We start from the raw sequence: 22,786 nt of genomic DNA on the forward strand, positions 1-22,786 counted from the left end.
GATGGAAAACATGGTGGAAGTAAAAAATTTAGAGAAACGCTTTACACATTTTGCCTTGGAAGGGATTCAACTAACGGTAAAAAAAGGATTTATTACCGGTTTTATCGGCCCCAATGGTGCTGGAAAGAGCACGGCTATCCGCTGCATAATGAACCTGGTCCGTCCCGATCGGGGAGAGGTGCAGATTTTTGGAAAGACTCATGAAGCTGACACAGAGAATATCAAGCAACGTATTGGATTTGTCCAGGATGAGAACTTTTTTTACGGACATTTGTCCCTGGAGCAGAACAAGAAGCTGATTGCCCCGTTTTATGAAACATGGAATGAGCAGCTGTTCTCCCATTATATCGAACAATTTGAACTGCCGCGTATGAAAAAGGTAGACCATCTTTCCAAGGGGATGAAGATAAAGTTCTCTCTGGCAATGGCACTTGCTCACGATCCGGAGTTGATTATCATGGATGAACCTACCTCGGGGCTGGATCCAGTGTTTCGCAGAGAATTGCTCGAGCTCTTACAGGATATTATTCAGGATGGAGAAAAAGCGGTGTTTTTCTCTACCCATATCACACAAGATTTAGAGAAGGTAGCCGATTTTATCACGTTTATCGATAACGGAAAAATGGTGGTAAGCGGGGAAAAGGATGCGCTGCTGGATCAGTATGCCGTGGTTAAGGGTCCGAAAGAGTGGCTAACAGCCGAGCGACGACGTTCTTTGCTTGGTATCAAGGAAACAGATGTGGGGTTTGACGGTCTGCTAGCGGATAAACTTCTGTTCGACGGGCAAGCAGACGGGCAGGTACTGTTGGAGCGGCCTTCGCTTGAAGACATTATATTTTATACAGTAAAGGAGCGTAAACATGATCATTCAACTAGTGCGTAATGAAATGTTCAGTCAAAAAGCTTATATTTACTTTTTTTCCTTTTTCTGGTTTATCGTCATGACGGGATTTTTTACAAGTGGTGCGCCAATGCAGCATATTTTATTGCTGATCCTTCTTGTTGGCTGGCTATCCAGTTCTGCAGCGTATTATGAGCAACCGGCGCTGATGAATACCCTGCCTGTCACGAGGAAGAAAATCATGTTAGCAAAATATCTAACGCCACTGGTATGGTTCATCCCTGCTGCAGTGCTGGTGTCTTTTTATGTTTTTCTGTTTGTCACCTTTGCGCCATTTACGTCCCGGTTGATGACGGGATGGGATATACTGCTGGCGCTTGCTGGACTTTATTTGCTGATATCTTTTTTTTACCCACTTTATATCGCGTTCGGGTATATTCCCGCCGTGATTTTATCAGCGGTAATATACGTTACAATCTCGATTGGTGTACAGATGGTTATCAATATTTATCATAATCCGAGGATGGACTCGGTTGATAACTTGGTTGAGACAATCATGGCAAACCCGAATGCTTTCATTCTGTTGTTTGCCGGCATTAGTTTGTTTGTGACACTTTTATCTTTTACTTTAGCCGTAACGCTTTATGAGCGGAAGGATTTTTAAGGAAGAATCCCTGCTGATTCTTTAAAGGAATGTGTTATAGAAGAGATTTGTCATGTCAGCAGCAAAATGGCTTTTACTACTTTGTAGGAGCTGGTACATTTGTAAACCAGATAATGGAGAATATAGGTACAAACAGTGGATGATCAAGAGCCGATGGTTGTCCCATTTCAGTAGTCGTTTATGAAGATCATTGCTCAAACGATTCAGGCATTTGACGGATCTGTTGAAGACAATCATCATGTCGGAATATTTGATTGAGAACCCCAAACTATTCAAAAATAAGACAGGGTTACAAAATTATAAGCAACAAGGGCATGAATGTAAGTCTTCCCTCATACTATATTTTGGAGGTGAGAAAATGGGAAGAGTGGCTTACCGAAATGCAGATGTTAACTTAATGGCAAGGATGATGAGAGCAGAAGCTGAGGGTGAAGGAAAACAAGGAATGCTATATGTGGGAAATGTAATTGTTAACCGTGTTGTAGCAGATTGTAGTGATTTTAACGATTTGAGAACAGTTGAACAAGTCATTTTTCAAGTACAAGGAGGGAATTACTCATTTGAAGCCGTTCAAAAAGGAAATGTGTTCTATCAAAGAGCAAGAGAATCTGAAAGAAAATTAGCAAGGAAAACGTTAGAAAGTTGGAGAGATCACCCAGCTAAATATGCTCTTTGGTACTTTAATCCATATGCTCCGTGTCCTCCAACCTGGTATGATCAACCTTTTACTGGTCAATTTAAACAGCATTGTTTTTATGAACCAGCACCTGGAACATGTGAAAGTGTTTATAGTGGATAATTTTTCTTTTTGAGGATAGATAAAATGACAACAATCTTTGTAAATATAATCTGTTACAAAAAACCTCGTTTTCCAACCAAACAAAGTAGAGAGTGATGAGAAATCAATCAAACCCATCGTAACATATTTCCTTGCTTTCATGTTCACAGCGTATAGCGCCAAGTGAAATTTTGCAATACTAAAAGCCGTTCATAAGCGTCTAATAACCAAGTATCTATAGAAGCACATAAACCTCCTGTACATTGTCTCAAGACAAATAAACAAAAGATTTTCCATTTGATTGTTAACTTAGATGAGGCAAAAGGATTTTATTTACCATGGCAACCTTTGGTACAAGAGCGGTATCGGAAAAAAGTATTCCCTATAAAAAAATCAAATTGAAAAATCCCAACACGTCAGTTCATCCTTCTTAAGCATACCTGCGTGTTGGGTGTTTTTCTATCTACTTGGTTATTAATCGCTTGCCTTATCTTTTTCAAGAAGCGAAAACTAGATCAAGTAAAAAAATTCATCATTAACCTTCAATATTTCGCCATTTAAACCCAAGTGATCCAATAATAATAAACAATACACTTATACCACTTAGCGTAACCAACGCTGTATAGGAGATATCATCGCTGGGGTAAACAGGCGTATGCTCATAAATCGAAATTTTTTTCATCCAACTAGGCAGTTTTAAAATGTTTCCCAAGTAAATAACGATAAACCCATAAATGATAAGCAGCCACACAAATGAAGTTGCTTTTGGAAGCCAGCCGTTTAATAAAACTGCAAAGCTTAATACAAGCAAAATTGCTGGGATATATACAATGGACGCCCTCATTACGTCCCCAAGTGGCATCATATTCTCACTGTTTAAAGATCCGATACTCCATAAAACAATCGCTTGTAATATTGGTAAAAGAATTGCAATTGTTATTGCTGGGAATAAATAAGCTCGTAACAACTGCAGACGTGATACATCCCTGCTGAATAAGAGTTCTGTTCGGCTTGCTTTCTCTTCTCCACGAAGCCGCAGAAAGCTGCTAATAACTGCGGCAGTGATAATTAATGCCATAATCGACATCAATAATACGATAAATTGCTCCATCACATTTCCTTCACCAGTTAAAAAGACTTGCATCGCTTTATTCTCTAAAAAAAATATTTCTAAGTCGCCTAAGATAAAAGCAAAAGCTATATTAATCAGGAGAATACTTGCCGTCCAGATAATCACCATTGTTCTTTGCAAACGCATGACGAGTCCGACCTTTGTTTTTAAAAAGGCGGAAGCATGCACAGAGCCCGCACGCTCAGGTAATAAACCATCTCCAATATCTCGTTTCGCCTGTAGGATAAATGCCATAATCCCAAATCCAATACTGCTGATAAGCAATAATCCGACGGGGAGCCAGTTGTTTTCCTCAAAAACATAAGCTCTTGATAACCAGCCAAGCGGACTCATCCAAGATAGAAATGTAAATTCTGCATCACCAACAGCCCGCAAAAGGTAGAAGAAAAACAATGCACTAAAACTAAAAATACTTGCTCCTCTGGAAGATGTCACAAAATGGGCAAAGAAAGCCGTCAATGTTCCAAACAGGATGCCAAAGCTGCCGAGAAGACTGCCATAAAGAACACTTCCTGATAAATCAAAGCCTTCTATTTGCAAGGCTGTTATTCCAGCTGTCAGTAAAATGACCAATAAGCAATTCGCTAACAGCATCAAGATGAAGGAAGCTGTTAAATAGCTTAAACGACCGACAGACCTTGACTGTACAAGCTCTAATATTCCATTTTCCTCATCATCTCTTGTCAGTTTAGACATGAGCAAACTATTCATGATTGCGATCGCAATAGCAGAAAACAAAAGCATCTCCTTAGCAAATAAACTGCCCATTTCGTGGTACTGCTCATAACCAATCCCGAGCATCGCAATCATTGCTGGATTTTCCATCGTAATAGCAAATGCTTCCTTAGCTGCTTGATCCGGATACATTTCTGGATAAGCATAGGCAACCGAACAAGTTATCAAAACCAATCCAACGATCCATAAAAGTAAACGCAACCGGTGCTGTCGAAAGAAAATCGGAAAAAGAATTGCTGTTTTCTTCGTTTGTTTTCGCATCACACATTCTCCTCGACATGTTTCTCCTCATAATGCCGCAAAAATAAATCTTCTAATGTTGGCGGCGTACTTTCCATTTCCTGTACTCCATATTTACTAAGATAATCAATAATCCCTTCCATATGGGCTGTATCCGCTTGAAAAGAAAAAAGCCCTGCTGTTTCCTGCAGTTGATGTACACCAGGAATTTGTGCTAACTCTTTTGGATTTTCTCTTGTTTTCACCTGCATTTGCAACCTTGTTAGATGGCGCATATCATCTAATGTACCTTTTTCAATGATTTTACCTCTGCGAATAATCGCAACACGATCACAAAGTTTTTCGACCTCCGATAGAATATGGCTGGATAAAAGAACCGTTTTTCCTGCTTGCTTTGCTTCTCTTACACCTTGTTGAAAAGTATGTTCCATTAAAGGATCAAGTCCCGAGGTTGGCTCATCCAGAATAAATAAATCCGCTTCCGAAGCAAATGCTGCAATCAAGGCAATCTTTTGCCGGTTTCCTTTCGAATAGGATCGAGCTTTTTTTGTTGGATCAAATTCAAATCGTTCCACCCATTCATCACGATTCTGCTCAGAATAGTTCCCATTCATTTTCATTAAAACATCAATCACTTCTCCTCCGGTCAAATTTGGCCATATATGAACATCACCAGGTACATAGGTACAGCGCTTGTGAATCTCTGCGGCATCCTTCCAGACATCTTTTCCAAATAATGTTGCATTTCCGCTCGTTGCCTTTAGCATTCCTAATAAGATACGAATGGTTGTTGATTTCCCTGCTCCATTGGGCCCAATAAATCCATAAATTTCCCCTTCCTTTAATTCCAACGATATTTGATCTAACGCTTGAAATTTACCAAATTTTTTCGATACCTTATTCAGCTGTAGTACAGTCATAAGAAATCCTCCTTTAGAGCCTTGATATTTTTGTAGTTGTATATATTTTAACTATATAACTATAATAAGTGAATTGCAAGATGAAATGTAGTAAAATATTGAAGGACTACAAAACTTTGTTTACAATGAACCTGAGGTGACAATCAATGGATGGGTTTGCAAAAAGAAAAGAGAAAAAAAAGAAACAGATATTTTCTGCTTCATTTGAATTAGTTTTAAAATATGGATTTGAGAAAGTAAAAGTAGATGAAATCGCTCTTAAAGCTCGTGTTTCTCCCGCTACTATTTACAATTACTTTGGCACGAAGGAAGAGTTGTATCAGCAAATGCTCAACAATTGGATAGACTCCTTGTTAAAGGAATATGAGGAAGTACTAAATTCAGACAACCCTTTCCATGAAAAGATTAGAGATATAATGACTCGTGAAGTGGAGAATATCGGAATTTTGACGAACTTGAGTCACGAACATCCAGAATCCGTTCAATATTTTCTTCACAATATTGAAAATAAATTTGAATCCTTTTTGATCAAGGTAATACAGCTGGGAAAAAGAGAAGGCTATATCTCTACGTTGTATTCAGAGAAGGTTATAAAGAAGTATTTTAAATTCTTCTTTCATGAAATAAATGATGTTATTTACACAAATAACGCCAATAGTAATGAAGAAATTGAGCAACTAGCACAGTTGTTTTTCTACGGATTATTACCCCGGTAAAATGAGGAAGAATAAAATTATTGAGTTGATTGAAAAGGAGTATATATCCTTTACTAATTAAATGGCCGGGGATCGAATGTTGGCTCCCGATTTGAAGTTGATGAAGATATAATTATTAGGAGTAGAAAGTAAAGGATTGTCTCGCGTGTTTTTAAAGGTGTAGCAGATAGCCATGGAGGGATCAAAGCAGATGAAGTCTATAAACTATTCAGTGCGGGAATCGGACACACTTTATGCAATAACAGTGATCTGCATAATGGCATATGGAGAGAGATTTCTTCCCCTCCTGAAATTATCAATTATTATGTTGTCGACTTGTCAATGTTGCAGTTATTTTCTGTCGTGGACACATATCTAGCATATATGTTTTGTCAAAAAAGTAAAGCGGATTCGTTTTGATTACCCGCTGTTCAATAATGGTATAAATTAAGGTGTTACTTTTCCCTATTTTATATGTATATTTTACCCATAGAGAGATTATGCTGCTGTTGACTTTGTAAAGTGAGTTAGTGTACTATGCAGATATTACACTTACATATAGAAAGGGTTCATGCGATGAATGTGTGCTGGTTTTTATTTAAAAAAGAAATTAGGCTAATGCGGTCGTTTTGGATGATAGCCGGTTTGGTTATGCTCTTTGTTAGTTTTGTTGGGATTTATTTAGCAGCTAAATTTCATTCTGGTGTTCCAAGCTTAATTTTGTTCATGGTGATGTTTTTCCATTCTTTTTATCTACTGTTTTATTTGCTCGTTAGCCTACAGAAAGAAAAAAGGAACACACCGATTTGGATGCAGTCTCCACAATCCGGAATATTATTGCTTTCTGTCAAGTTTGGAGCTGGATTTTTGCTCATGTTAGGATCGCTCGTTTTGAACTTACTGCTTTGGTTTTGGGTTGTGAATCTGGATATTCAAACCAGTCTGTATCAAGGGGGAGCCTATTTTCAATCATTAATGACAATAGAAGATTTAATAAAGGAACATTGGATTTTATCGTTTGTTGTGTTTATTCAACGAGGGCTTTTTCTAGCTGGGCTTGGAGTTCTTATTTATTTCAGTGTAGATTTGTTGAAGTATATTCTTAAAGGCTGGCGGTGGGTGTTAGGGTTAGGATTGTTTTTAGCCGGTGTTTTTATAACTATTTGGTTTAGTCATACGGAATTATTTGTTTTCATGTTTCATTGGGGCAAGTTAGACCTTTCCGATTTTTCGACGTTGTCTTTCTCCGAGACATTTCAGGGCCCTCCTATTATTACCATTTTTCGGAGTTTTTTCCCGTCTTATGCTGGGGATATTCTATTCAAATTTTTACTTGCTACGGTTTGTTTCTTCACTTCAACCTGGCTTTTAGACCGGAAAGTAGAGGTGTGACGCTGTGGCAGGTAAATTTACAGGAAAAGCTCCAATATATGATCAAATTGCACAAAAAATATGTCATCAAATTGTGCGCGGAGAAATCAAACCGGGAGATAAGCTGCCTTCTGTACGGGAATTGGCTGTTCAGTATGGGGTGAATCCGAATACAGTGAAAAGGGTCTATATGGAACTTGATCAAATGGATGTATCAGAAGTGCATCGAGGGCAGGGAACATTTGTGACAGCAAACCAACAGCGTTTGGATAAACTTCGGGAACGGCTCAAACATGATAAAATCAGGAGCTTTGTATTGGATATGAAAGATATGGGGTTCCCTCCGGATGAAATTGCAATGGGAATACAGCTATATTTAAATGACGAAAAAGAAGGGAGAGAAAAGTAGGGTGAATCGTAAATTAGTGCAATTCGATCGTGTTTCAAAAAAATATTTGGAGAAAATAGCACTGGATGATGTCAGTTTTCAACTTCCGCAAGGGAAAGTGATTGGGGTTATAGGGTCAAACGGGTCTGGAAAGTCCACGCTACTTAAACTTACTGCCGGGTTACTTCGTCCAACCCAAGGAAAAGTGGTTGTGAATGGAAAGCCAGCAAAACGACGTATCTCCGCAGAGGTCTCCTACTTGCCGGAACAGGATGGATATTATCCATTCTACACGGTTGCTGAAACCCTTAAATACTATAACACCCTATATGCTGACGTTGATGAATATAAATCAAAAGAAATGCTTGATTTTATGGAGTTAAATAGAAATCAGGCAGTCAATGGTTTATCAAAAGGGGAAAAAGTACGTCTGAAAATGGTTTTGACTTTGTCAAGACGAGTCCCGTTAGTATTGTTGGATGAACCTTTAGCTGGTTTAGATCCAATGATTCGTGATTCAATCATCAAAGGGCTGGTTGCATTTGTTGATCTATCTGAACAGACTGTTGTGATGACGACACATGAAGTATCGGAAATTGAACCCGCATTGGATATGGCTGTTGCTTTAAAAAATGGAAAGATAGCCAAAGTGGATGATGTTGAAAATATACGGGGAATGTATGGGGATAGTCTTGTCGAGTGGATGAAAGAAGCATTGGGAACAGCCTCTTCTTTCAAAACGGAATAAAGATAATTCTCTTTTAAAAAATAGAACATTTATCAAAACTTATAAAAAAACACATGAGCGCCTGACGTAACTACGTTTAGGCGTTAATTTTTGTGCTGCAGAGAAGCGTAAATGTTATCGTGGACTAATTATCTGAAAAGTGTCTTCCGTTCATCTCATTACTTAGCGAAGAAGAATAAAACTTTTCTAAAGGGGCTTCACGTTATAGGTGCATCATAAAATGACATGATTCTTATAGATAAAAAAGAAGTTGACTTTATTTTGTGTATTAGTGTACTATATAGATATCCCACTAACACAGGTGGAGAAAAATATAATAAATAAACTCTATAGGAACGTCCACAACAGTCACTATTTCTACAGGAAGGAGAGATTTTCGAAACAATGAAGTGAAGTAATGCTTATTGACAAAGGATGATGAATAACACGGCTACCTGAAGGAGATTCATGAAGGAATATAGTGAGGAGATGGTGATATGAAGAAAGACTATTTGCATGAGCAATGGAAAAAGATGATTCAAATGCAGCATCCAGAAAAATTGCTGAAATTCGCCCGTCAACTGGATGAAAAAACATTAGCGGCAATATATGGTATGGATGCAGACACATATTTAGATATAAGGAGGCAATTAGAACAACAGGCTGAAGAAGCTGAAGATCAATTACTTGCAAATTCCGTGTTTGCTGACAAGGTGAAACAGCTCCCTTTTAAAGCAGGAGAAACGGTGATTGGAGCTGGGGAAAGTACAACGGATGATCTGCTTTCATGGTTTGAAATTTTACGTCATTTGTTGAAAAAAGGCAGAACCCAAGATAATATTTCTGTCATCAATGAAGGAATCTCAGGAAATACCTCCACGCAGCTTCTTGGACGCTTTGGCAGTATTGTCGCTCAAAATCCAGATTGGATTATTTGCATGATCGGGGGAAATGATGTTCTTCGTCTTGGGCCAGAACCTACCCAAACACAGGTTAGTGCAAAGGAAAGTGCCAGAAATATTTCTGAAATCAGACGGATAGCTGCAGTGAATGGTGATGCTCGTTGGGTGTGGATTACACCTCCGCCGGTTAATGATGAAAGAATCGCTATTTTTCCTCCTTTTCGACGGGGCCAGTTAAACTGGCGTAATGAAGATATTCATGTTGTTGGTAATGTGATTCGAGATCAATCCGATCCTGTTATTGATACACAAAAAAAATTTGGAATGCCTGCTTCACCGGAATGGATGCAAATGGATGGACTTCACCCATCGATTTCTGGACATAAACAAATTGTGACCTGGTTAGTGGAAACACTTACGGACGATATAGACATGTAAATTAATGTTATCAATGCAAGCACTTTTCGTGGGAAAAGAGTGAAAATCCGCACGGAAGCATTTTATAAAATGGGAGGCGGAAGAAATAAAAACATTAGACGGAAAAATTGCGATTGTTACAGGGGCGAGCAGGGGGATTGGGCGTGCCATTGCATTGCGACTTGGGAAGGAAGGCGCATTGGTAGTCGTCCATTATTCCAAAAATGAAGATGCAGCAAATGAAACTGTTCGGGAAATTGAATTATTAGGTAGTCAGGCTGTTGCGTTTCAGTATCAATTTGGAATGGAAACAGATATGCAGACATTTTTCAAAAACTTGGATACGAAATTGCGACGTGTTACAGGAAATATTCAATTTGACATTCTAGTCAATAATGCTGGTATTTCTGGCATGGGGGCGATGGAAGAGGTGACAGAGGAGGCATTCGATAAGGTCATGGCTGTTAACCTTAAATCCCCATTTTTCTTAATTCAGCAAGCACTAGGCAGAATACGTGACGAAGGGAGGATTATTAATATTTCTTCTATCGCAACAAAGGTTATTTTTCCGGGAACCATCTCTTACAATTTAAGCAAAGCTGGATTAAATATGTTGACGCAAAGTTTAGCGAAGCAGTTGGGACCTCGTAAAATTACAGTAAATGCTCTTATGCCGGGAGTCGTTGAGACAGAAATAAATCGGGATATGTTGAAAAATCCTGAAGCTAAAAAGCATGCAGCGCAAACGTCTGTGTTTGAACGTTTAGGACAGATGGAAGATATTGCAGATATTGCTGCTTTTTTTGCTTCCTCCAATAGTCGCTGGATAACTGGTCAACTCATTGATGCAGCGGGGGGAGGCACCTTATAAAAAGATAAAATATACTTTTTGATGCAATAGTAATGTAGATGGAAAAGGAGTACGGTAACATGAATAAACCAAAAAAGAGCTGGTGGATTTTGGTCATCGTTTCAATTGGGGTTATGCTTCCTTTTATGTACCCGTATGTGACTTTTGATCCTGCCAAAAGCCGAGTAGAGATTACATCAACAACTATTCAATACCCCGTACTAGTCACACATATTATTTTAGCTTTTATTGCTTTAGTGGCAGGTTTTCTTCAATTTATAGACCGCATTCGTTTGAATCATCCCAAGCTCCACCGCACTATCGGCAAAATGTATGTCATAAGTGTTTTTATAAGCGGTATTCTTGCGTTCGTGCTATTTTTCTACGCAGAAAATTTCACTAAATCATTAGCTTTTTTCGTATTGGCTGTTGTCTGGCTGTTTACAACCTGGAAAGCCTACCGTAAAGCTGTGAAAAGAAATTTTGAGGAACACCGTGTGTGGATGATACGCAGCTTTGGCCTGACACTAGTGGCTGTCGTTGCCCGTCTTATCATGCCAGTTATTCTTTTAAGCTATGTTGCTTTTCATGGTTTTACGCTTCCTGGTGGCATAGATGAAATGATTGACGAAGCTTTAAAGGTAAATATTTGGGCAGGTATTGTTTTAAATTTTGCTATGGTGGAGTGGTTCATTTTAAATCGTAAATTGAAAAAGCTTTAATTTCATATTGTAGAAAACCTGCTCCCAAGTCAAGGGAAATGAATGTTACTCATTTTTAAACATTCAGCAGAGACGATACTATTCCTTCTAATTTTATAAGTGTATAAGAAGTTTACCGAAAAATAACCGAAAAACATCATTTTAATTAAAACGAGAGGGTTCAGAGAGGGACGACCAGTATTACAGCATTATATTATGCGCTTCATGGAAAAAAAGCACGTCAGGAAAGAAAGATAAAATGGGAAGGGATACAGGATCAGGAAGGAATGGTTCATTAAAATAGAGTATGATAAAGCTTTTCCCCCTTTTATATAAATGAAGGAAGATTTCTGGACGATTTATTGTTGGAGAATGTAAATAATAGTATTTATACACTATTGATCATAGACCAGGAGCCGGTAGAGATACACTCCTGTTTTTTGTTATGCTGCAACAACAGAGGTGTCTTTCGGGAATATCCTATAAGCGTTTGATAATATAAGTGATTGATTATATACTATTCTTGTTAGTCGTTGATGGCAAAAGAATTCTTTGTGAATAAATGGAGAAGTAAAGAGGAGATTATAAATAAATTAACGAACTTATGAAATTGGCTCACGTAAATAAATTATTCTTATTCATACTTTAGAGAGAGAAAAAGGAAGTGCGAAATGAAGAATTTAGGACTTATGGTGTTGGGTACTTTTTTCTTTGCTTTTTCAGTAGCAATATTTGCAATGCCTAACTCGCTTGCAGAGGGTGGTATCCCTGGATTATCCCTCTTACTTTATTTTGGGTTAGGCTGGTCTCCTGCATTGGTGAACTTCATTGCGAATGGACTAATTTTATTAATTAGTTATCGTTACTTGCCTAAGTCGGTAATCATAAAATCAATTATTGCTATCCCCTTATTTTCCATATTTCTGTTCGTATTAGAGGATTTAGGGTCTGCATTGAATAACGCCCTTCTTGCTGCCCTTTATGCGGGTGTATTTACTGGAATTGGCTTTGGTTTCATCTTTCGTTCGGGAAGTACGCTAGGTGGAACGTCCACAATTGCAAAAGTGCTAAACTATAAATTTGGTTGGGAAATAACAGGAACAAATTTTGTGTTAGATGCTTTAGTTGTTGTAGGTGGAATATTAGTTATTGGCCCAATTTTAACATTAAATACTGTAGTGGGTTTATTTATTGGAAAACGGGTGACTGATTACGTCTTGGAAGGATTTGAATCAAAAAAGATTGTTCATATATTCTCAGATTATAGCGAATCAATAGCCCGTTCTATTCGAGAGAATCTTGGTGCCCATACTACAATCTTACAAGGTAAAAATGATGGAAGTGGAAACGATGAGAATCTTATTTATGTTGTCGTTCCAAAGCAGCAATTATTTTATTTAAAAAAATTGATCCGTGAGATTGATGAAGAAGCATTCACTGTTGTTAATACAGTAAAAGATGTGAGTGGTGGTTCGTTTGCAAAAGCTCACTATCCAACACAAAAAACGTTTAGCAGTGCAAAGGAAGAAAAACAGTACTATAAAGAAAATGCTGAAGAATAACAAGGCCATCTGAATCTTAATCATTAATCCATCAAGCGTTCCATAATTTTCTCTACCTGTTTTTAGATGGGAAGTTCTGACTATGCTGTAAATTGGGCGCTTTCCTGTAATAAAGATCGGCGCCCGTTTGGCAGATAAGGTCCACTTTGTGCGCAGTTTGTACGTGGGCCTGCCGGATGCAGGTCATGCCGACGTTGGCATAGGACGCCGAACTTAGTCGGCGTTCCGTAGTCCGGGCGCTTGCGCCTTTCTAACGGATGAACAACTGTCCGCCAAAAAAACACACTATATACGAATTTTTTATATTACTTTGTCATAAATATTCGGGTTTTGTTGATTTTTTCCTACTAACATAGTAAACTATATTCACATACTAGCGTATAATCTTGGGAATATGGCCCAGAGTTTCTACCGGATCACCGCAAATGATCTGACTACGCAGGTTAGGGGTCGTTTCTGACGGCAGACATGTTTATTTGTGCTGTATGTCTATGATTTTCCTCTTTCTTGCATAGCGAACACTCTAGGCTACATTTCGAGCCAAGAGTGTTTTTGTTTTGTTCAGCCGTGGAGAGCTTTGCGTTAGGCGTGTATGTATGGTTGTAAATGCCGAAGTTCGATACGAAATGGCTGAACTTCGACACAAATTTGGCGGAAGTTCACACTTTGGACGAAAACAGCCGGGCTTTGAATATTACTTTTAGTTTAGAGGAGGAGAATCATGAAAAAGTACTTCCGCTTTGAGGAGTTAGGAACTAATTATCGTACAGAATCTTTGGCAGGGTTAACGACGTTTTTGGCAATGGCTTATATTTTATTTGTTAACCCGGCAACACTTGCATTAGTCGGAGTTGAAGACCTCCCAGCAGGGGTTACGCGGATGGATCAGGGTGCAGTATTTACGGCAACTGCTATTTCAGGTGTGGTTGGATCCTTGTTCATGGGGATTATTGCCAGATATCCAATTGCCCTTGCACCAGGTGTGGGTTTAAATGCTTTTTTTGCTTATACGGTTGTGCTTGGTTACGGCATTCCTTGGCAAACCGCGTTATCTGGAGTATTGGTATCAGGCATTATTTTTATATTACTAACCTTATCGGGTTTGCGGGAAAAAATTATTAATTCCATTCCGGCTAACCTTAAGCTGGCGGTCGGCGTTGGAATTGGCTTTTTTATTGCATTTATCGGTTTACAAAATGCGGGAATTATTGTGGGGGATGAAGCGACATTAGTTGCAATCGGTGATTTAACCTCGCCCACGGTTTTACTAGCTATTTTTGGTGTTGTCATTTCCGTTATACTACTGAGTTTAAATCTGAAAGGCGGAATCTTTTATGGAATGATCTTAACGGCGATTATGGGTATGATATCCGGTTTAATTGAAGCGCCGTCGGGAATTAATGGGATCGTTGGCAGCGTGCCAAGTATTGCGCCAACATTTGGTGAGGCTTTTCAGCATTTTGGCGATCTATTTAATACCAAGATGCTTGTTGTAATATTGACATTTTTATTTGTAGACTTCTTTGATACAGCCGGAACGTTGGTTGCGGTGGCGACTCAGGCTGGCTTAATGAAAGATAATAAGCTACCACGAGCTGGAAGGGCATTATTCGCCGATTCCACAGCAACCGTTGCTGGTGCTATCGCTGGAACGTCAACGACTACTTCTTTCGTTGAATCAACGGCCGGTGTAGCTGCAGGGGGAAGGACAGGTTTCACCGCAATTGTGACTGCCGGACTATTCTTATTATCGCTGTTTTTCTCGCCATTATTGAGTGTTATTACATCAGAAGTAACCGCTCCGGCGTTGATTATTGTCGGTGTTCTCATGTCCTCATCATTGAAAGACATCGAATGGGATAAGTTTGAAATTGCGGTGCCAGCATTCTTAACGATTGCGGCCATGCCGTTGACCTATAGTATTGCAACCGGAATTGCGATCGGCTTCATATTCTACCCAATTACGATGATGATGAAAGGTCGGATCAAGGAAATTAACCCAATCATGTATTTATTGTTTGTGGTTTTTGTGTTGTACTTTGTGTTTTTGAGTTAAATAGTGTAAAAAGCGGAATCATGATTGATGGTTTCGCTTTTTTATTGGATAATACTATACTATTTGTAATAGAAGGTGATGGGATGATTATCTATGAGCAAGGAGAGGCTGCAAGAAAAGCTCAATGAATACAAACGGGCAGGTTCTAGGCTTGGCGAAATCAATAGTCCAAGATTCGTTATTCGGGAGGCTTTTGCGAATGGTTTAATTGACAATGGTGAATTTTGGATTGATATGATGATAGACCGAAATAAAACCTCACATCTGTATGACGAAGAAGAAGCAAGACCGATTTGTTGAAAGAAACAAACCGTCATTTTTGTGCGATTGAAATACACGAAGCAGCTATACGTGATAATTGGTACCCTGGTAACAATCGTGTGATGGAACAGGACCAACATTTGCAATTACTGCAAAGTGATAATATGAAGTTAAAGTTGTATCATTTCACGATTGAGAAAGCAATATTTGATATTAGCAGGTGTAGAGCGAAATCATCATTCACGGTGGCTTCGTATTTTGTATTGTAAGGAGCTTTTTTCTTCGCTTTGGTGTTTGTAAAATACAAACTCATCATGCATCCAAATAAATGAAATGATATACTAACAAAAAGGGGCGATTGATGTGGAACGGATTATTTTATTCGATGGTGCGTGCAACTTTTGCGACAAAAGTGTCCAATTCATCCTTAAAAGAGATCCAAATGGGCGCTTTAAGTTTGCCTCATTGCAAAGCGATATTGGAAAAGATTTATTGCGTAAATATGATGCTCCAAGTGATATAGACAGTATGGTGCTTATAGAAGGTAACAAGTGTTATTTTAAATCATCCGCAGCCCTTCGTATTTGTAAGAACCTAAAAGGACTGTGGAAGTTACTGTATTTTCTATTGGCTGTCCCAAAACCGTTGCGAGATGTATTTTATAAAATTATTGCTAAAAATAGATATAAGTGGTTCGGTAAAAAAGAGAGTTGTATGTTACCTTCTCCAGAAGAAAGAAAACGGTTCTTATAATGTCTACCCCTATACGACCGCTAACATGCCGATGGTGATTCCGGTTATTTAGAATCAAGTGTTTAAGGACCCATCACAATGAAAGGGACTACAAAGTTTTGGGTACTGGACAGTCACGCTTCTTATGTAGCAAAAAAAGAAACTTCCAGACATCTATCTGTCAGAAGTTTCTACTTGTTGGTTCCAATTTGCAGCGATAAATTCATCTCGACCAGATTGGGCACGATCTTCTTTGTATTCCTGTTCGTTTTTTCGATAAAAATCCTGGTGATATGCTTCAGCAGGATAAAAAGTTGCTGCTGGAAGAATGTTCGTGACAATTGGTTTGGAAAATTTTCCACTTGCTTCTAATTCCTGCTTCGATGCTTCAGCAACCGCTTTTTGTTCTTGATCGTGGTAAAAAATGGCCGTCCGATACGAATCCCCGCGGTCTTGAAATTGTCCGCCATCATCGGTTGGATCAATTTGCTGCCAATATATATTTAGAATCTCACGATACGAGAATACAGCAGGATCATAAGTGATTTCTACCGCCTCGTAATGCCCGGTCATACCTGTTTTAACTTCTTCATAAGTAGGGTGAGTCGTATGCCCGCCAGTATAACCTGAAATCACTTGATGAATGCCATCCCACTGATCAAATGGTTTCACCATGCACCAGAAGCATCCGCCGGCAAACGTAGCTTTTTTTCGTTTATCATTCATGATGTGGACACCTCCAAAGATCAATCGCTTTTACAAATGCTGGTTCGTTACGTAAACTAATGATAGATGTCTATACACTATATCACAGATGGAGAGGAGATTCATGATGAACGCTCCGTACGTACATACATTACTGACAGGTAAAGTGAAGAAAATGGGCGATCCAAACGCGAAGAAGCGGATGGATCGTGAGTGGGAAAGCGGCATGTTTAAGCATGCTGTTCAGGGAAAAGTGTGGCTGGGGGAAACGAATTTAACGAACGATGAAGTAGCCGATACCCAAAGCCACGGTGGACCGGAAAAAGTATTGTTTGCCTATCCTATTAGGCATTATGACTATTGGCGTGAGGAACTGGATATTCCGTCGATGGGTATTGGTTCGTTTGGGGAAAACCTTGCTGTAACAAATATCGATGAGCAAACGGTCTGTATTGGTGACACATATAAATTTGGTGAAGCAATCATTCAAGTTTCCCAACCTCGTCGCCCGTGCTGGAAGCCGGCTCGGCGTTTTCGAACGATGGATCTTGCATTACGGATTCAGAACACCGGCCGAACCGGTTGGTATTTTCGAACGATACAGGAAGGCTATGTCCAAGCGGAGACTGAGTTGGAATTACTCGAACGACCATATCCAAATTGGACGATTGCCGCCTGTAATGACGTGATGTATGTTCAGAAAAACAATCTTGCCCTTGCAGAAGAATTAGCCGAGTGCCCCTTTTTGGCCGTTAATTGGAAACGTACGCTTCATAAACGGCTGGCGGGGAAAGAATCAGCTATTGAAAAGCGTGTTTATGGGCCAAATAAATAGGATAGAGGAAACGATAGCGTGCGCCTGGATTCATGCAGTCGATCAGTCGCGCGGATATTTCCGATCGGTTCTCGCTCATTCTCAATCGATGTTCGGTCACTTTACTTTTTAAATATATCAAATCCTAGATAGCTAAGAGCTTCAAATTTAACCTCAATTGCCCGATATTATTCCGAACAGCCTTATTCGTAAAAAAGAGGATGCAGCCATTGCAGCAGACTGTAGAGCAATGGGATGGTCAGAATACAAAGCAAAGTCGACAGCAACACACCAAATGATGCAAAGGAAGCATCCCCGCCAAACTTTTGCGCGTAGACAGAGGTGGTGGAAGCGCTTGGCATGGCGGATGTCAATACGGCAATAATGATCAAGGGGTAGGCCACATGAAAAAAGAGAAAAATCAATAAAAATAACGGAAGTATGAGTAATTTACAACACGCTGCTATCCAAATATAGACGTTTTTACTGTATTGCTTTAAATCATGCCACTGGATTTCTGCGAGCAAACTACCTATCAATATCATCGATAAGGGAATCGTCATTTTTCCAACGCTCTCAAATGTATCCAATAATATGTCAGGCCAGTTAAACGGAAGGAATAACATGCCCAATCCGACCAGTGTGGATAGAATGCCGGGGTTGAAAACCAATCCTTTCCAATCTACGCTTTGTTCATTTTTGGTGAAAATATAGATGCCGTATGTCCAAATTAAAATCAAGTAACAGATATTAAAAAGTGTCAAGTAAATAATTCCTTGTTCAGCCATTATGATATAGCTAATGGCAAACCCGATAAAACCCTGGTTTCCAAAAATGATCAAACTTTCATAGACACTTTTTTGCTTTAAGGGCAGCGCTGCTTTTCTTCTAAGTAATGCACTGGCAAAAATGGATATACTCAGTATGAAGATGGACATGGCAACCAGCCAGATAAAATCTGCAAGAAGATCCATGGAAAGTGTTGCGTTTAATGAAAATAATATTAATGCGGGCAATGTGATATACAGCATCAATTGCGTGATAACTTGGTTGGCATGCGCATGTAGTATTTTTATTCTGCGACCCATAAACCCGATTATGGCCATTATATAGAGGGGAATCATTGCTTGTAAAAATGCTCCTGTGGACAGCACCAGCCATCTCTCCTTTCGTTCATGCTAGTGTATGACGATAGAGTGGAGAAGGTACCGTATTTGCTGGATTAAGTAAAATAGTCAATCTTAGCCTCGGAGAAAAAGTAATGAATGTAATTTATGTTCGACTACTGGTATTAATAAATTGAAATGGTAAAAAATAAAATTGATTCCTTAATGAATTGGAGGTGAGAAGTTTATGGAGACAATAAAAAGAATTTTACTTGCCCTTGTCATTATCGGTGCCATTAACTGGGGTCTCATTGGATTGTTTCAATTTGATTTAGTTGCTACATTATTTGGAGGACAAGATGCTGCACTCTCAAGAGTAGTGTATACGCTTGTCGGCATAAGCGGTATTTTTTGTTTAGGGATGTTATTTGCGCCAATGGGTAAAGATGCTAGAGACAATTCGGTCCGTACTGGAAACTTAAACTACAGTACAGAATTTGGCGAAGAAACAAATCATTTCAGTGAAGACAAAGAGAAACGGGAATAGCACATTTTAGTATGATCGACAATGTGACCCTAAGAACGGTTAATAGCTATTGAACAACCTGAAATCCAGTGCTTCTTGTTTGTTCAATAGCTTAAATTGCTGCTCGCTTTTCTCTTATTGAACTGCATCCTGTAATGAATCTCCCGTCAAGGATTGTTCCGTATATCTAAAACATCAAGTGAAGTTTCGCTTTATCCCGCCTGAACGGGCAGTAAGACCCCCACTCCAAGATTTTGAGGTGAAACTAAAAAAGATAAGTGGGGGTCAACTGCATGACAAAGGTCCGATTCTGTTCTCAGCCTGCACGATGCAGGTCACAAAGGCGTTGCAACTCAGATGTTCTAGTTCTTAGCCTTTGTTCTCCTGTCTCAGTGGGGGAGAAAGGGAAACCCCCACTGAATGAAGTTTCACTTTATCATCTCATTAATTGTAACTGCAATTTTTAGTACGGATAAACAACTGCTTTATACGTTTCGTTTGCTGTGATCACTAGGTATGATACGATGGCATAAACACAATAATTAGAGGTGACTGTCCGTTGTTAATAAAACCAAACAAATTGCAACCAGGAGATAAAGTCGCAACCGTGAGCCCTTCAGGAGGAGAAGCAGGTGATCAGGACACTAGATGGCGTTATGAGCAAGGGGGACATAGATTAGAAACTGTTTTTGGACTCCAAGTTGTCCCAATGCCGAATAGTTTGAAGGGTTCTGATTTTCTATATGCGAATCCTCAGGCTCGTGCACAAGACTTGATGACGGCATTTAGGGATGAAGATATTAAAGCAATTATCGCGAATGTTGGCGGGGATGATAGCATTCGTTTACTTCCATATATTGACTTTGACGTGATTAGCCAAAACCCGAAAATATTCATGGGATATTCAGATATAACCGTTTCCCATTTGTTTTGTCTAAAAGCAGGGATTTCTTCTTTTTATGGGCCAGCGATTTTAACGGATTTTGCAAGGAATGTGAAAATGGATGCCTACACAGTGGAAATGGTGCAACGAGCACTTTTTTCCAATGAACCTATTGGAAAAATCCAGGCGCCTGACAAATGGGCAAGTGTGATCCTGAAATGGGACGAGATGCATAAAAAAGAGTCACAAACAATGTACCCAAATTCAGGCTATGAGGTCCTTCAAGGGTCAAGCACTGTACAAGGACGCTTAATTGGCGGCTGTTTAGAAGTATTGGAAATGGTTAAAGGTACCCAGCTTTGGCCAAGTGATGAATATTGGGATAACGCCATTCTTTTTCTTGAGCCAGCTGATAAGGCAGAACCGGATGCGCTTAAATCCTGGCTGCGAAATTATGGTGCACAGGGTATTTTGCAAAAAGCAAATGGATTAATTTTTGGTAAACCAAACGATGAAGCATATTACAATGAATATAAAGAAGTTATTCGCCAAGTCTTGAGCGAATATCATGCTGAAGACTTACCAGTTCTTTATAACTTAAATTTCAGCCATACAGAGCCACGTTTTTTATTGCCATATGGTGCGTTGGCAGAAATTAATTGTGATGAAAAGACATTTTCTATTTTGGAGAGTGGCGTAAAGTAGGGATTAAATACGGCAAATAAAAGGAAACTCATTTTGAAAAAAGACGGAACAAAATGGAGGCTGCTGAAAAAGTGAAATAGATTCGTTTTGAAAACCTCTACATCTCGCACGTTTCAGGTCTGCTCCCGCACGTTTCGGGTTCGTTCTCGCACGTCTCAGGTCTGCTCTCGCACGTTTCGGGTTCGTTCTCGCACGTTTCAGGTCTGCTCCTGCACGTTTCGGGTTCGTTCTCGCACGTCTCAGGTCTGCTCCCGCACGTTTCGGGTTCGTTCTCGCACGTTTCAGGTCTGCTCCTGTACGTTTCATGCCGTTTTCTTCCAAACGATTGTGAAAGATACTTTTTCAGTTGCCTCACAAAATGGTTTCCTTTCTTGTAACTATTGTGTTAGACATTCACTGCTTTACTTGCTTGATTTCAAGGTTTCTAATGTCATTTTATGCTAAAAGGTTAAAAGCCTCCAGCTCTCGTAAATAAATAGGTAAACGTGATTCGATCGCTTGCTTATTCCCCATTCGCAAGTAAGTTTCTCTGCTAATCTCCTTTTGTAAAACTTCATAATTATGATAGCATAAGGAAAATAACTGCAAGAACTGCTCGTTTCTTAATGCCTTTTTTCGCTCAAACAAGCCACCTGTGTATCCTTCTTCAAATCCGTCAGCCATTGCATGGAGAACTGCCTTATGCTTGTAAAACTGATGTCTTTGGTACCGCGGAGCTGCATCATAAGTTGGAAAGAGCGTTCGGTAGTTATTGACGTGATTTCCAGCGAAAACAAAACCACTGTATAAAACAGGACGCGAATCGATGATATGGATACGTCCGTCACGAATAATTAGATTCTCTGGCGAAGTATCCTGATTGGTTAGAGATAAAGAAGAAAGCGAACGGCTATCTAGACAGTGCAACATCTTTTCCTGGATAGCAGTGTAGTCAAAAGAAAGGGTACTATCTTGCAAATGCTCTAACATGGATAAGAATTCATCCTTTTCATCGATCATGAATTTCTGCGGATCGCCTTTATACTCTCCCTTTAATTCACCACAATACCAAGTCAAAGGGCCAAAGCCTTCAAGGTTATGTTTCATATTATCCATTTTTCGAAAAAAATCACCAAGTTGAACACCGTATTCTTTTCCAGCGGAAGTATCCGTAGCTGCTAGATCAATTGGTTGTCCCATATAGCTTTCAATGGTATAGGTGAATTCAGGCGCAACATGATAATCATATTCTTTAGGGCAAATCCCGGGTATGACCGCATTCGCTAGCCGATAATATAATCCGTTTCCGCTATATTCAGCTAACATTTCCTGCTGGTTGAAAGGAACGGGATTTCCGTAAGCATGCTTCTTTGGAAAGCGAACTACAAGCGGATGGTTACCCGGTAAATGTACTAAATAAGCTTTATGCCAAGCCCCTTCTCCAAGCAATTGAAAATCTGCTTTAGATTGTAATGTGAAGTAACCGCTGTTCTCCATTGCCAAATTAATTTTTTCAAAAATATCCTTCATGTAAACCCCGCCCAGTTTAATTAGTTGAGCTATTTTTCATTATTTTCTAGATCCTCGACTCTTTTTTCCAGTTTTGTCACTTGTTCTTTTAATTCATAAGTAGGGTTTTTTATCCTTTGTACGAAACCATTAAAAATAGCAATGAAAGCTATAACGACTACTACCATTGCTATACCAAACATAAACATAATTTCCGAGATGATCCCCCCCTGCTATTGGTTGAAGCGTTCATTCATTTTGGTAAGCAGCTACCTAATACCAATTATTACAAATTATCATTATTAGTACAATAATATATTTAGTTAAAGTATGTGTCAAGTTTTTCTCGGCGCTGCTTTCATACCAATATTTCAGGCACTATCATTTTGTACACTTTATTCGGGCTACCGCGCTGTCGCTTGCTGGCCCCGATTTTGAGGTAACGTTCTACAGCCCAAGAACGTAACCCCAAAATCAGGGTATCATTTATTTAAAGCTTTTAACTAAATGACCCATGGCTGTAGAATGGGCCGTATATAAGCCTATAGCGCCTTGTCTAGTTCCCACTGATGGACGAGTTGGGTTAC

Annotated in this window: 23 protein-coding genes and 1 riboswitch; of the genes, 17 read left to right on the forward strand and 6 right to left on the reverse strand. The window is 39.3% G+C overall.

The genetic code is table 11. The features are described 5' to 3' along the window. Position 1 precedes the first annotated feature (1 nt). From WMZ97_RS15635 to WMZ97_RS15645, 3 genes are all read left to right on the forward strand, one after another. Entirely contained in the window at positions 2 to 883 is an 882-nt protein-coding gene (locus WMZ97_RS15635) for an ABC transporter ATP-binding protein (protein ID WP_343273024.1), read from the forward strand. After that, entirely contained in the window at positions 861 to 1,505 is a 645-nt protein-coding gene (locus WMZ97_RS15640; protein ID WP_343273025.1) for an ABC-2 transporter permease, read from the forward strand. Before WMZ97_RS15635 ends, WMZ97_RS15640 begins: the two co-directional genes overlap by 23 nt. A gap of 358 nt (positions 1,506 to 1,863) precedes the next feature. Beyond that, positions 1,864 to 2,304: a cell wall hydrolase gene (locus WMZ97_RS15645; protein WP_343273045.1), complete on the forward strand. Its 441-nt coding sequence runs from the start codon at positions 1,864 to 1,866 to the stop codon at positions 2,302 to 2,304. 514 nt (positions 2,305 to 2,818) lie between these two features. Here the strand turns inward: WMZ97_RS15645 and WMZ97_RS15650 are convergent. Both WMZ97_RS15650 and WMZ97_RS15655 read right to left on the reverse strand, forming a co-directional pair. Further along, positions 2,819 to 4,411 (reverse strand): ABC transporter permease, encoded by a 1,593-nt coding sequence (locus tag WMZ97_RS15650; RefSeq protein ID WP_343273026.1) that lies wholly within the window; start codon positions 4,409 to 4,411, stop codon positions 2,819 to 2,821. Beyond that, the gene (locus WMZ97_RS15655) at positions 4,411 to 5,310 is read right to left on the reverse strand and encodes an ABC transporter ATP-binding protein (RefSeq protein WP_343273027.1); all 900 of its coding nucleotides are present in this window, start codon (positions 5,308 to 5,310) and stop codon (positions 4,411 to 4,413) included. Before WMZ97_RS15655 ends, WMZ97_RS15650 begins: the two co-directional genes overlap by 1 nt. 146 nt (positions 5,311 to 5,456) lie before the next feature. Here WMZ97_RS15655 and WMZ97_RS15660 point away from each other — a divergent pair, with 146 nt between their 5' ends. From WMZ97_RS15660 to WMZ97_RS15710, 11 genes are all read left to right on the forward strand, one after another. After that, positions 5,457 to 6,026: a TetR/AcrR family transcriptional regulator gene (locus tag WMZ97_RS15660; RefSeq protein WP_343273028.1), complete on the forward strand. Its 570-nt coding sequence runs from the start codon at positions 5,457 to 5,459 to the stop codon at positions 6,024 to 6,026. A 555-nt stretch (positions 6,027 to 6,581) separates the two neighbouring features. Beyond that, positions 6,582 to 7,397: a hypothetical protein gene (locus tag WMZ97_RS15665; RefSeq protein ID WP_343273029.1), complete on the forward strand. Its 816-nt coding sequence runs from the start codon at positions 6,582 to 6,584 to the stop codon at positions 7,395 to 7,397. Positions 7,398 to 7,401: 4 nt separating this feature from the next. After that, on the forward strand, positions 7,402 to 7,785 hold the full coding sequence (locus WMZ97_RS15670; RefSeq protein WP_343273030.1) for a GntR family transcriptional regulator: 384 nt from the start codon (positions 7,402 to 7,404) through the stop codon (positions 7,783 to 7,785). Position 7,786: 1 nt separating this feature from the next. Then, positions 7,787 to 8,512 (forward strand): ABC transporter ATP-binding protein, encoded by a 726-nt coding sequence (locus WMZ97_RS15675; RefSeq protein WP_343273031.1) that lies wholly within the window; start codon positions 7,787 to 7,789, stop codon positions 8,510 to 8,512. A 476-nt stretch (positions 8,513 to 8,988) separates the two neighbouring features. Beyond that, positions 8,989 to 9,831: an SGNH/GDSL hydrolase family protein gene (locus tag WMZ97_RS15680; protein ID WP_343273032.1), complete on the forward strand. Its 843-nt coding sequence runs from the start codon at positions 8,989 to 8,991 to the stop codon at positions 9,829 to 9,831. Between the two features lie 85 nt (positions 9,832 to 9,916). Then, positions 9,917 to 10,681, forward strand: coding sequence for an SDR family NAD(P)-dependent oxidoreductase (locus WMZ97_RS15685; protein ID WP_343273046.1), 765 nt, complete (start codon positions 9,917 to 9,919; stop codon positions 10,679 to 10,681). A 59-nt stretch (positions 10,682 to 10,740) separates the two neighbouring features. Next, positions 10,741 to 11,382, forward strand: a complete 642-nt coding sequence (locus tag WMZ97_RS15690; protein WP_343273033.1) for a DUF2306 domain-containing protein — start codon at positions 10,741 to 10,743, stop codon at positions 11,380 to 11,382. A gap of 650 nt (positions 11,383 to 12,032) precedes the next feature. Then, complete coding sequence (locus WMZ97_RS15695) at positions 12,033 to 12,923, forward strand: YitT family protein (RefSeq protein WP_343273034.1); 891 nt, start codon at positions 12,033 to 12,035, stop codon at positions 12,921 to 12,923. Positions 12,924 to 13,279: 356 nt separating this feature from the next. Further along, positions 13,280 to 13,380, forward strand: a riboswitch (purine riboswitch). Positions 13,381 to 13,644: 264 nt separating this feature from the next. Continuing rightward, positions 13,645 to 14,979, forward strand: a complete 1,335-nt coding sequence (locus tag WMZ97_RS15700; RefSeq protein ID WP_343273035.1) for an NCS2 family permease — start codon at positions 13,645 to 13,647, stop codon at positions 14,977 to 14,979. Positions 14,980 to 15,072: 93 nt separating this feature from the next. Beyond that, a complete protein-coding gene (locus tag WMZ97_RS15705; protein WP_343273036.1) occupies positions 15,073 to 15,279 on the forward strand; it encodes a nucleotidyltransferase substrate binding protein in 207 nt (68 codons plus the stop codon). A gap of 324 nt (positions 15,280 to 15,603) precedes the next feature. Further along, complete coding sequence (locus WMZ97_RS15710; RefSeq protein ID WP_343273037.1) at positions 15,604 to 15,993, forward strand: thiol-disulfide oxidoreductase DCC family protein; 390 nt, start codon at positions 15,604 to 15,606, stop codon at positions 15,991 to 15,993. Between the two features lie 153 nt (positions 15,994 to 16,146). Here WMZ97_RS15710 and msrA read toward each other — a convergent pair whose 3' ends face one another. Next, positions 16,147 to 16,698: a peptide-methionine (S)-S-oxide reductase MsrA gene (gene msrA / locus WMZ97_RS15715; RefSeq protein WP_343273038.1), complete on the reverse strand. Its 552-nt coding sequence runs from the start codon at positions 16,696 to 16,698 to the stop codon at positions 16,147 to 16,149. Between the two features lie 103 nt (positions 16,699 to 16,801). On the opposite strand from msrA, the gene WMZ97_RS15720 reads away from it, so the two are divergent. Continuing rightward, positions 16,802 to 17,512: an MOSC domain-containing protein gene (locus tag WMZ97_RS15720; RefSeq protein WP_343273039.1), complete on the forward strand. Its 711-nt coding sequence runs from the start codon at positions 16,802 to 16,804 to the stop codon at positions 17,510 to 17,512. Between the two features lie 182 nt (positions 17,513 to 17,694). Here WMZ97_RS15720 and WMZ97_RS15725 read toward each other — a convergent pair whose 3' ends face one another. Then, positions 17,695 to 18,645, reverse strand: a complete 951-nt coding sequence (locus WMZ97_RS15725; protein WP_343273040.1) for an AEC family transporter — start codon at positions 18,643 to 18,645, stop codon at positions 17,695 to 17,697. Positions 18,646 to 18,844: 199 nt separating this feature from the next. Between WMZ97_RS15725 and WMZ97_RS15730 the strand changes: the two genes are divergently transcribed. Both WMZ97_RS15730 and WMZ97_RS15735 read left to right on the forward strand, forming a co-directional pair. Then, on the forward strand, positions 18,845 to 19,144 hold the full coding sequence (locus tag WMZ97_RS15730; protein ID WP_343273041.1) for a DUF378 domain-containing protein: 300 nt from the start codon (positions 18,845 to 18,847) through the stop codon (positions 19,142 to 19,144). A 538-nt stretch (positions 19,145 to 19,682) separates the two neighbouring features. Next, positions 19,683 to 20,711: a S66 family peptidase gene (locus WMZ97_RS15735; protein WP_343273042.1), complete on the forward strand. Its 1,029-nt coding sequence runs from the start codon at positions 19,683 to 19,685 to the stop codon at positions 20,709 to 20,711. Positions 20,712 to 20,714: 3 nt separating this feature from the next. Here the strand turns inward: WMZ97_RS15735 and WMZ97_RS15740 are convergent, their stop codons facing one another. Together WMZ97_RS15740 and WMZ97_RS15745 are read right to left on the reverse strand one after the other, a co-directional pair. After that, positions 20,715 to 21,017: a hypothetical protein gene (locus tag WMZ97_RS15740; RefSeq protein WP_343273043.1), complete on the reverse strand. Its 303-nt coding sequence runs from the start codon at positions 21,015 to 21,017 to the stop codon at positions 20,715 to 20,717. A gap of 129 nt (positions 21,018 to 21,146) precedes the next feature. After that, on the reverse strand, positions 21,147 to 22,220 hold the full coding sequence (locus WMZ97_RS15745) for a hypothetical protein (protein WP_343273044.1): 1,074 nt from the start codon (positions 22,218 to 22,220) through the stop codon (positions 21,147 to 21,149). Between the last annotated feature and the right edge of the window lie 566 nt (positions 22,221 to 22,786).

It is taken from the genome of Lentibacillus songyuanensis (assembly GCF_039548255.1).
Classification (GTDB): Bacteria; Bacillota; Bacilli; order Bacillales; family Amphibacillaceae; genus Lentibacillus_C; species Lentibacillus_C songyuanensis.

Coding starts and splice junctions, on each gene's coding strand:
- WMZ97_RS15645 (WP_343273045.1), top strand. CDS start 1,864: ATGGGAAGAGTGGCTTACCGAAATGCAGATGTTAACTTAATGGCAAGG.
- WMZ97_RS15650 (WP_343273026.1), bottom strand. CDS start 4,411: ATGCGAAAACAAACGAAGAAAACAGCAATTCTTTTTCCGATTTTCTTT.
- WMZ97_RS15740 (WP_343273043.1), bottom strand. CDS start 21,017: ATGAAACGTACAGGAGCAGACCTGAAACGTGCGAGAACGAACCCGAAA.
- WMZ97_RS15635 (WP_343273024.1), top strand. CDS start 2: ATGGAAAACATGGTGGAAGTAAAAAATTTAGAGAAACGCTTTACACAT.
- WMZ97_RS15720 (WP_343273039.1), top strand. CDS start 16,802: ATGATGAACGCTCCGTACGTACATACATTACTGACAGGTAAAGTGAAG.
- WMZ97_RS15730 (WP_343273041.1), top strand. CDS start 18,845: ATGGAGACAATAAAAAGAATTTTACTTGCCCTTGTCATTATCGGTGCC.
- msrA (WP_343273038.1), bottom strand. CDS start 16,698: ATGAATGATAAACGAAAAAAAGCTACGTTTGCCGGCGGATGCTTCTGG.
- WMZ97_RS15665 (WP_343273029.1), top strand. CDS start 6,582: ATGAATGTGTGCTGGTTTTTATTTAAAAAAGAAATTAGGCTAATGCGG.
- WMZ97_RS15640 (WP_343273025.1), top strand. CDS start 861: ATGATCATTCAACTAGTGCGTAATGAAATGTTCAGTCAAAAAGCTTAT.
- WMZ97_RS15695 (WP_343273034.1), top strand. CDS start 12,033: ATGAAGAATTTAGGACTTATGGTGTTGGGTACTTTTTTCTTTGCTTTT.
- WMZ97_RS15680 (WP_343273032.1), top strand. CDS start 8,989: ATGAAGAAAGACTATTTGCATGAGCAATGGAAAAAGATGATTCAAATG.
- WMZ97_RS15690 (WP_343273033.1), top strand. CDS start 10,741: ATGAATAAACCAAAAAAGAGCTGGTGGATTTTGGTCATCGTTTCAATT.
- WMZ97_RS15700 (WP_343273035.1), top strand. CDS start 13,645: ATGAAAAAGTACTTCCGCTTTGAGGAGTTAGGAACTAATTATCGTACA.
- WMZ97_RS15655 (WP_343273027.1), bottom strand. CDS start 5,310: ATGACTGTACTACAGCTGAATAAGGTATCGAAAAAATTTGGTAAATTT.
- WMZ97_RS15705 (WP_343273036.1), top strand. CDS start 15,073: ATGAGCAAGGAGAGGCTGCAAGAAAAGCTCAATGAATACAAACGGGCA.
- WMZ97_RS15660 (WP_343273028.1), top strand. CDS start 5,457: ATGGATGGGTTTGCAAAAAGAAAAGAGAAAAAAAAGAAACAGATATTT.
- WMZ97_RS15745 (WP_343273044.1), bottom strand. CDS start 22,220: ATGAAGGATATTTTTGAAAAAATTAATTTGGCAATGGAGAACAGCGGT.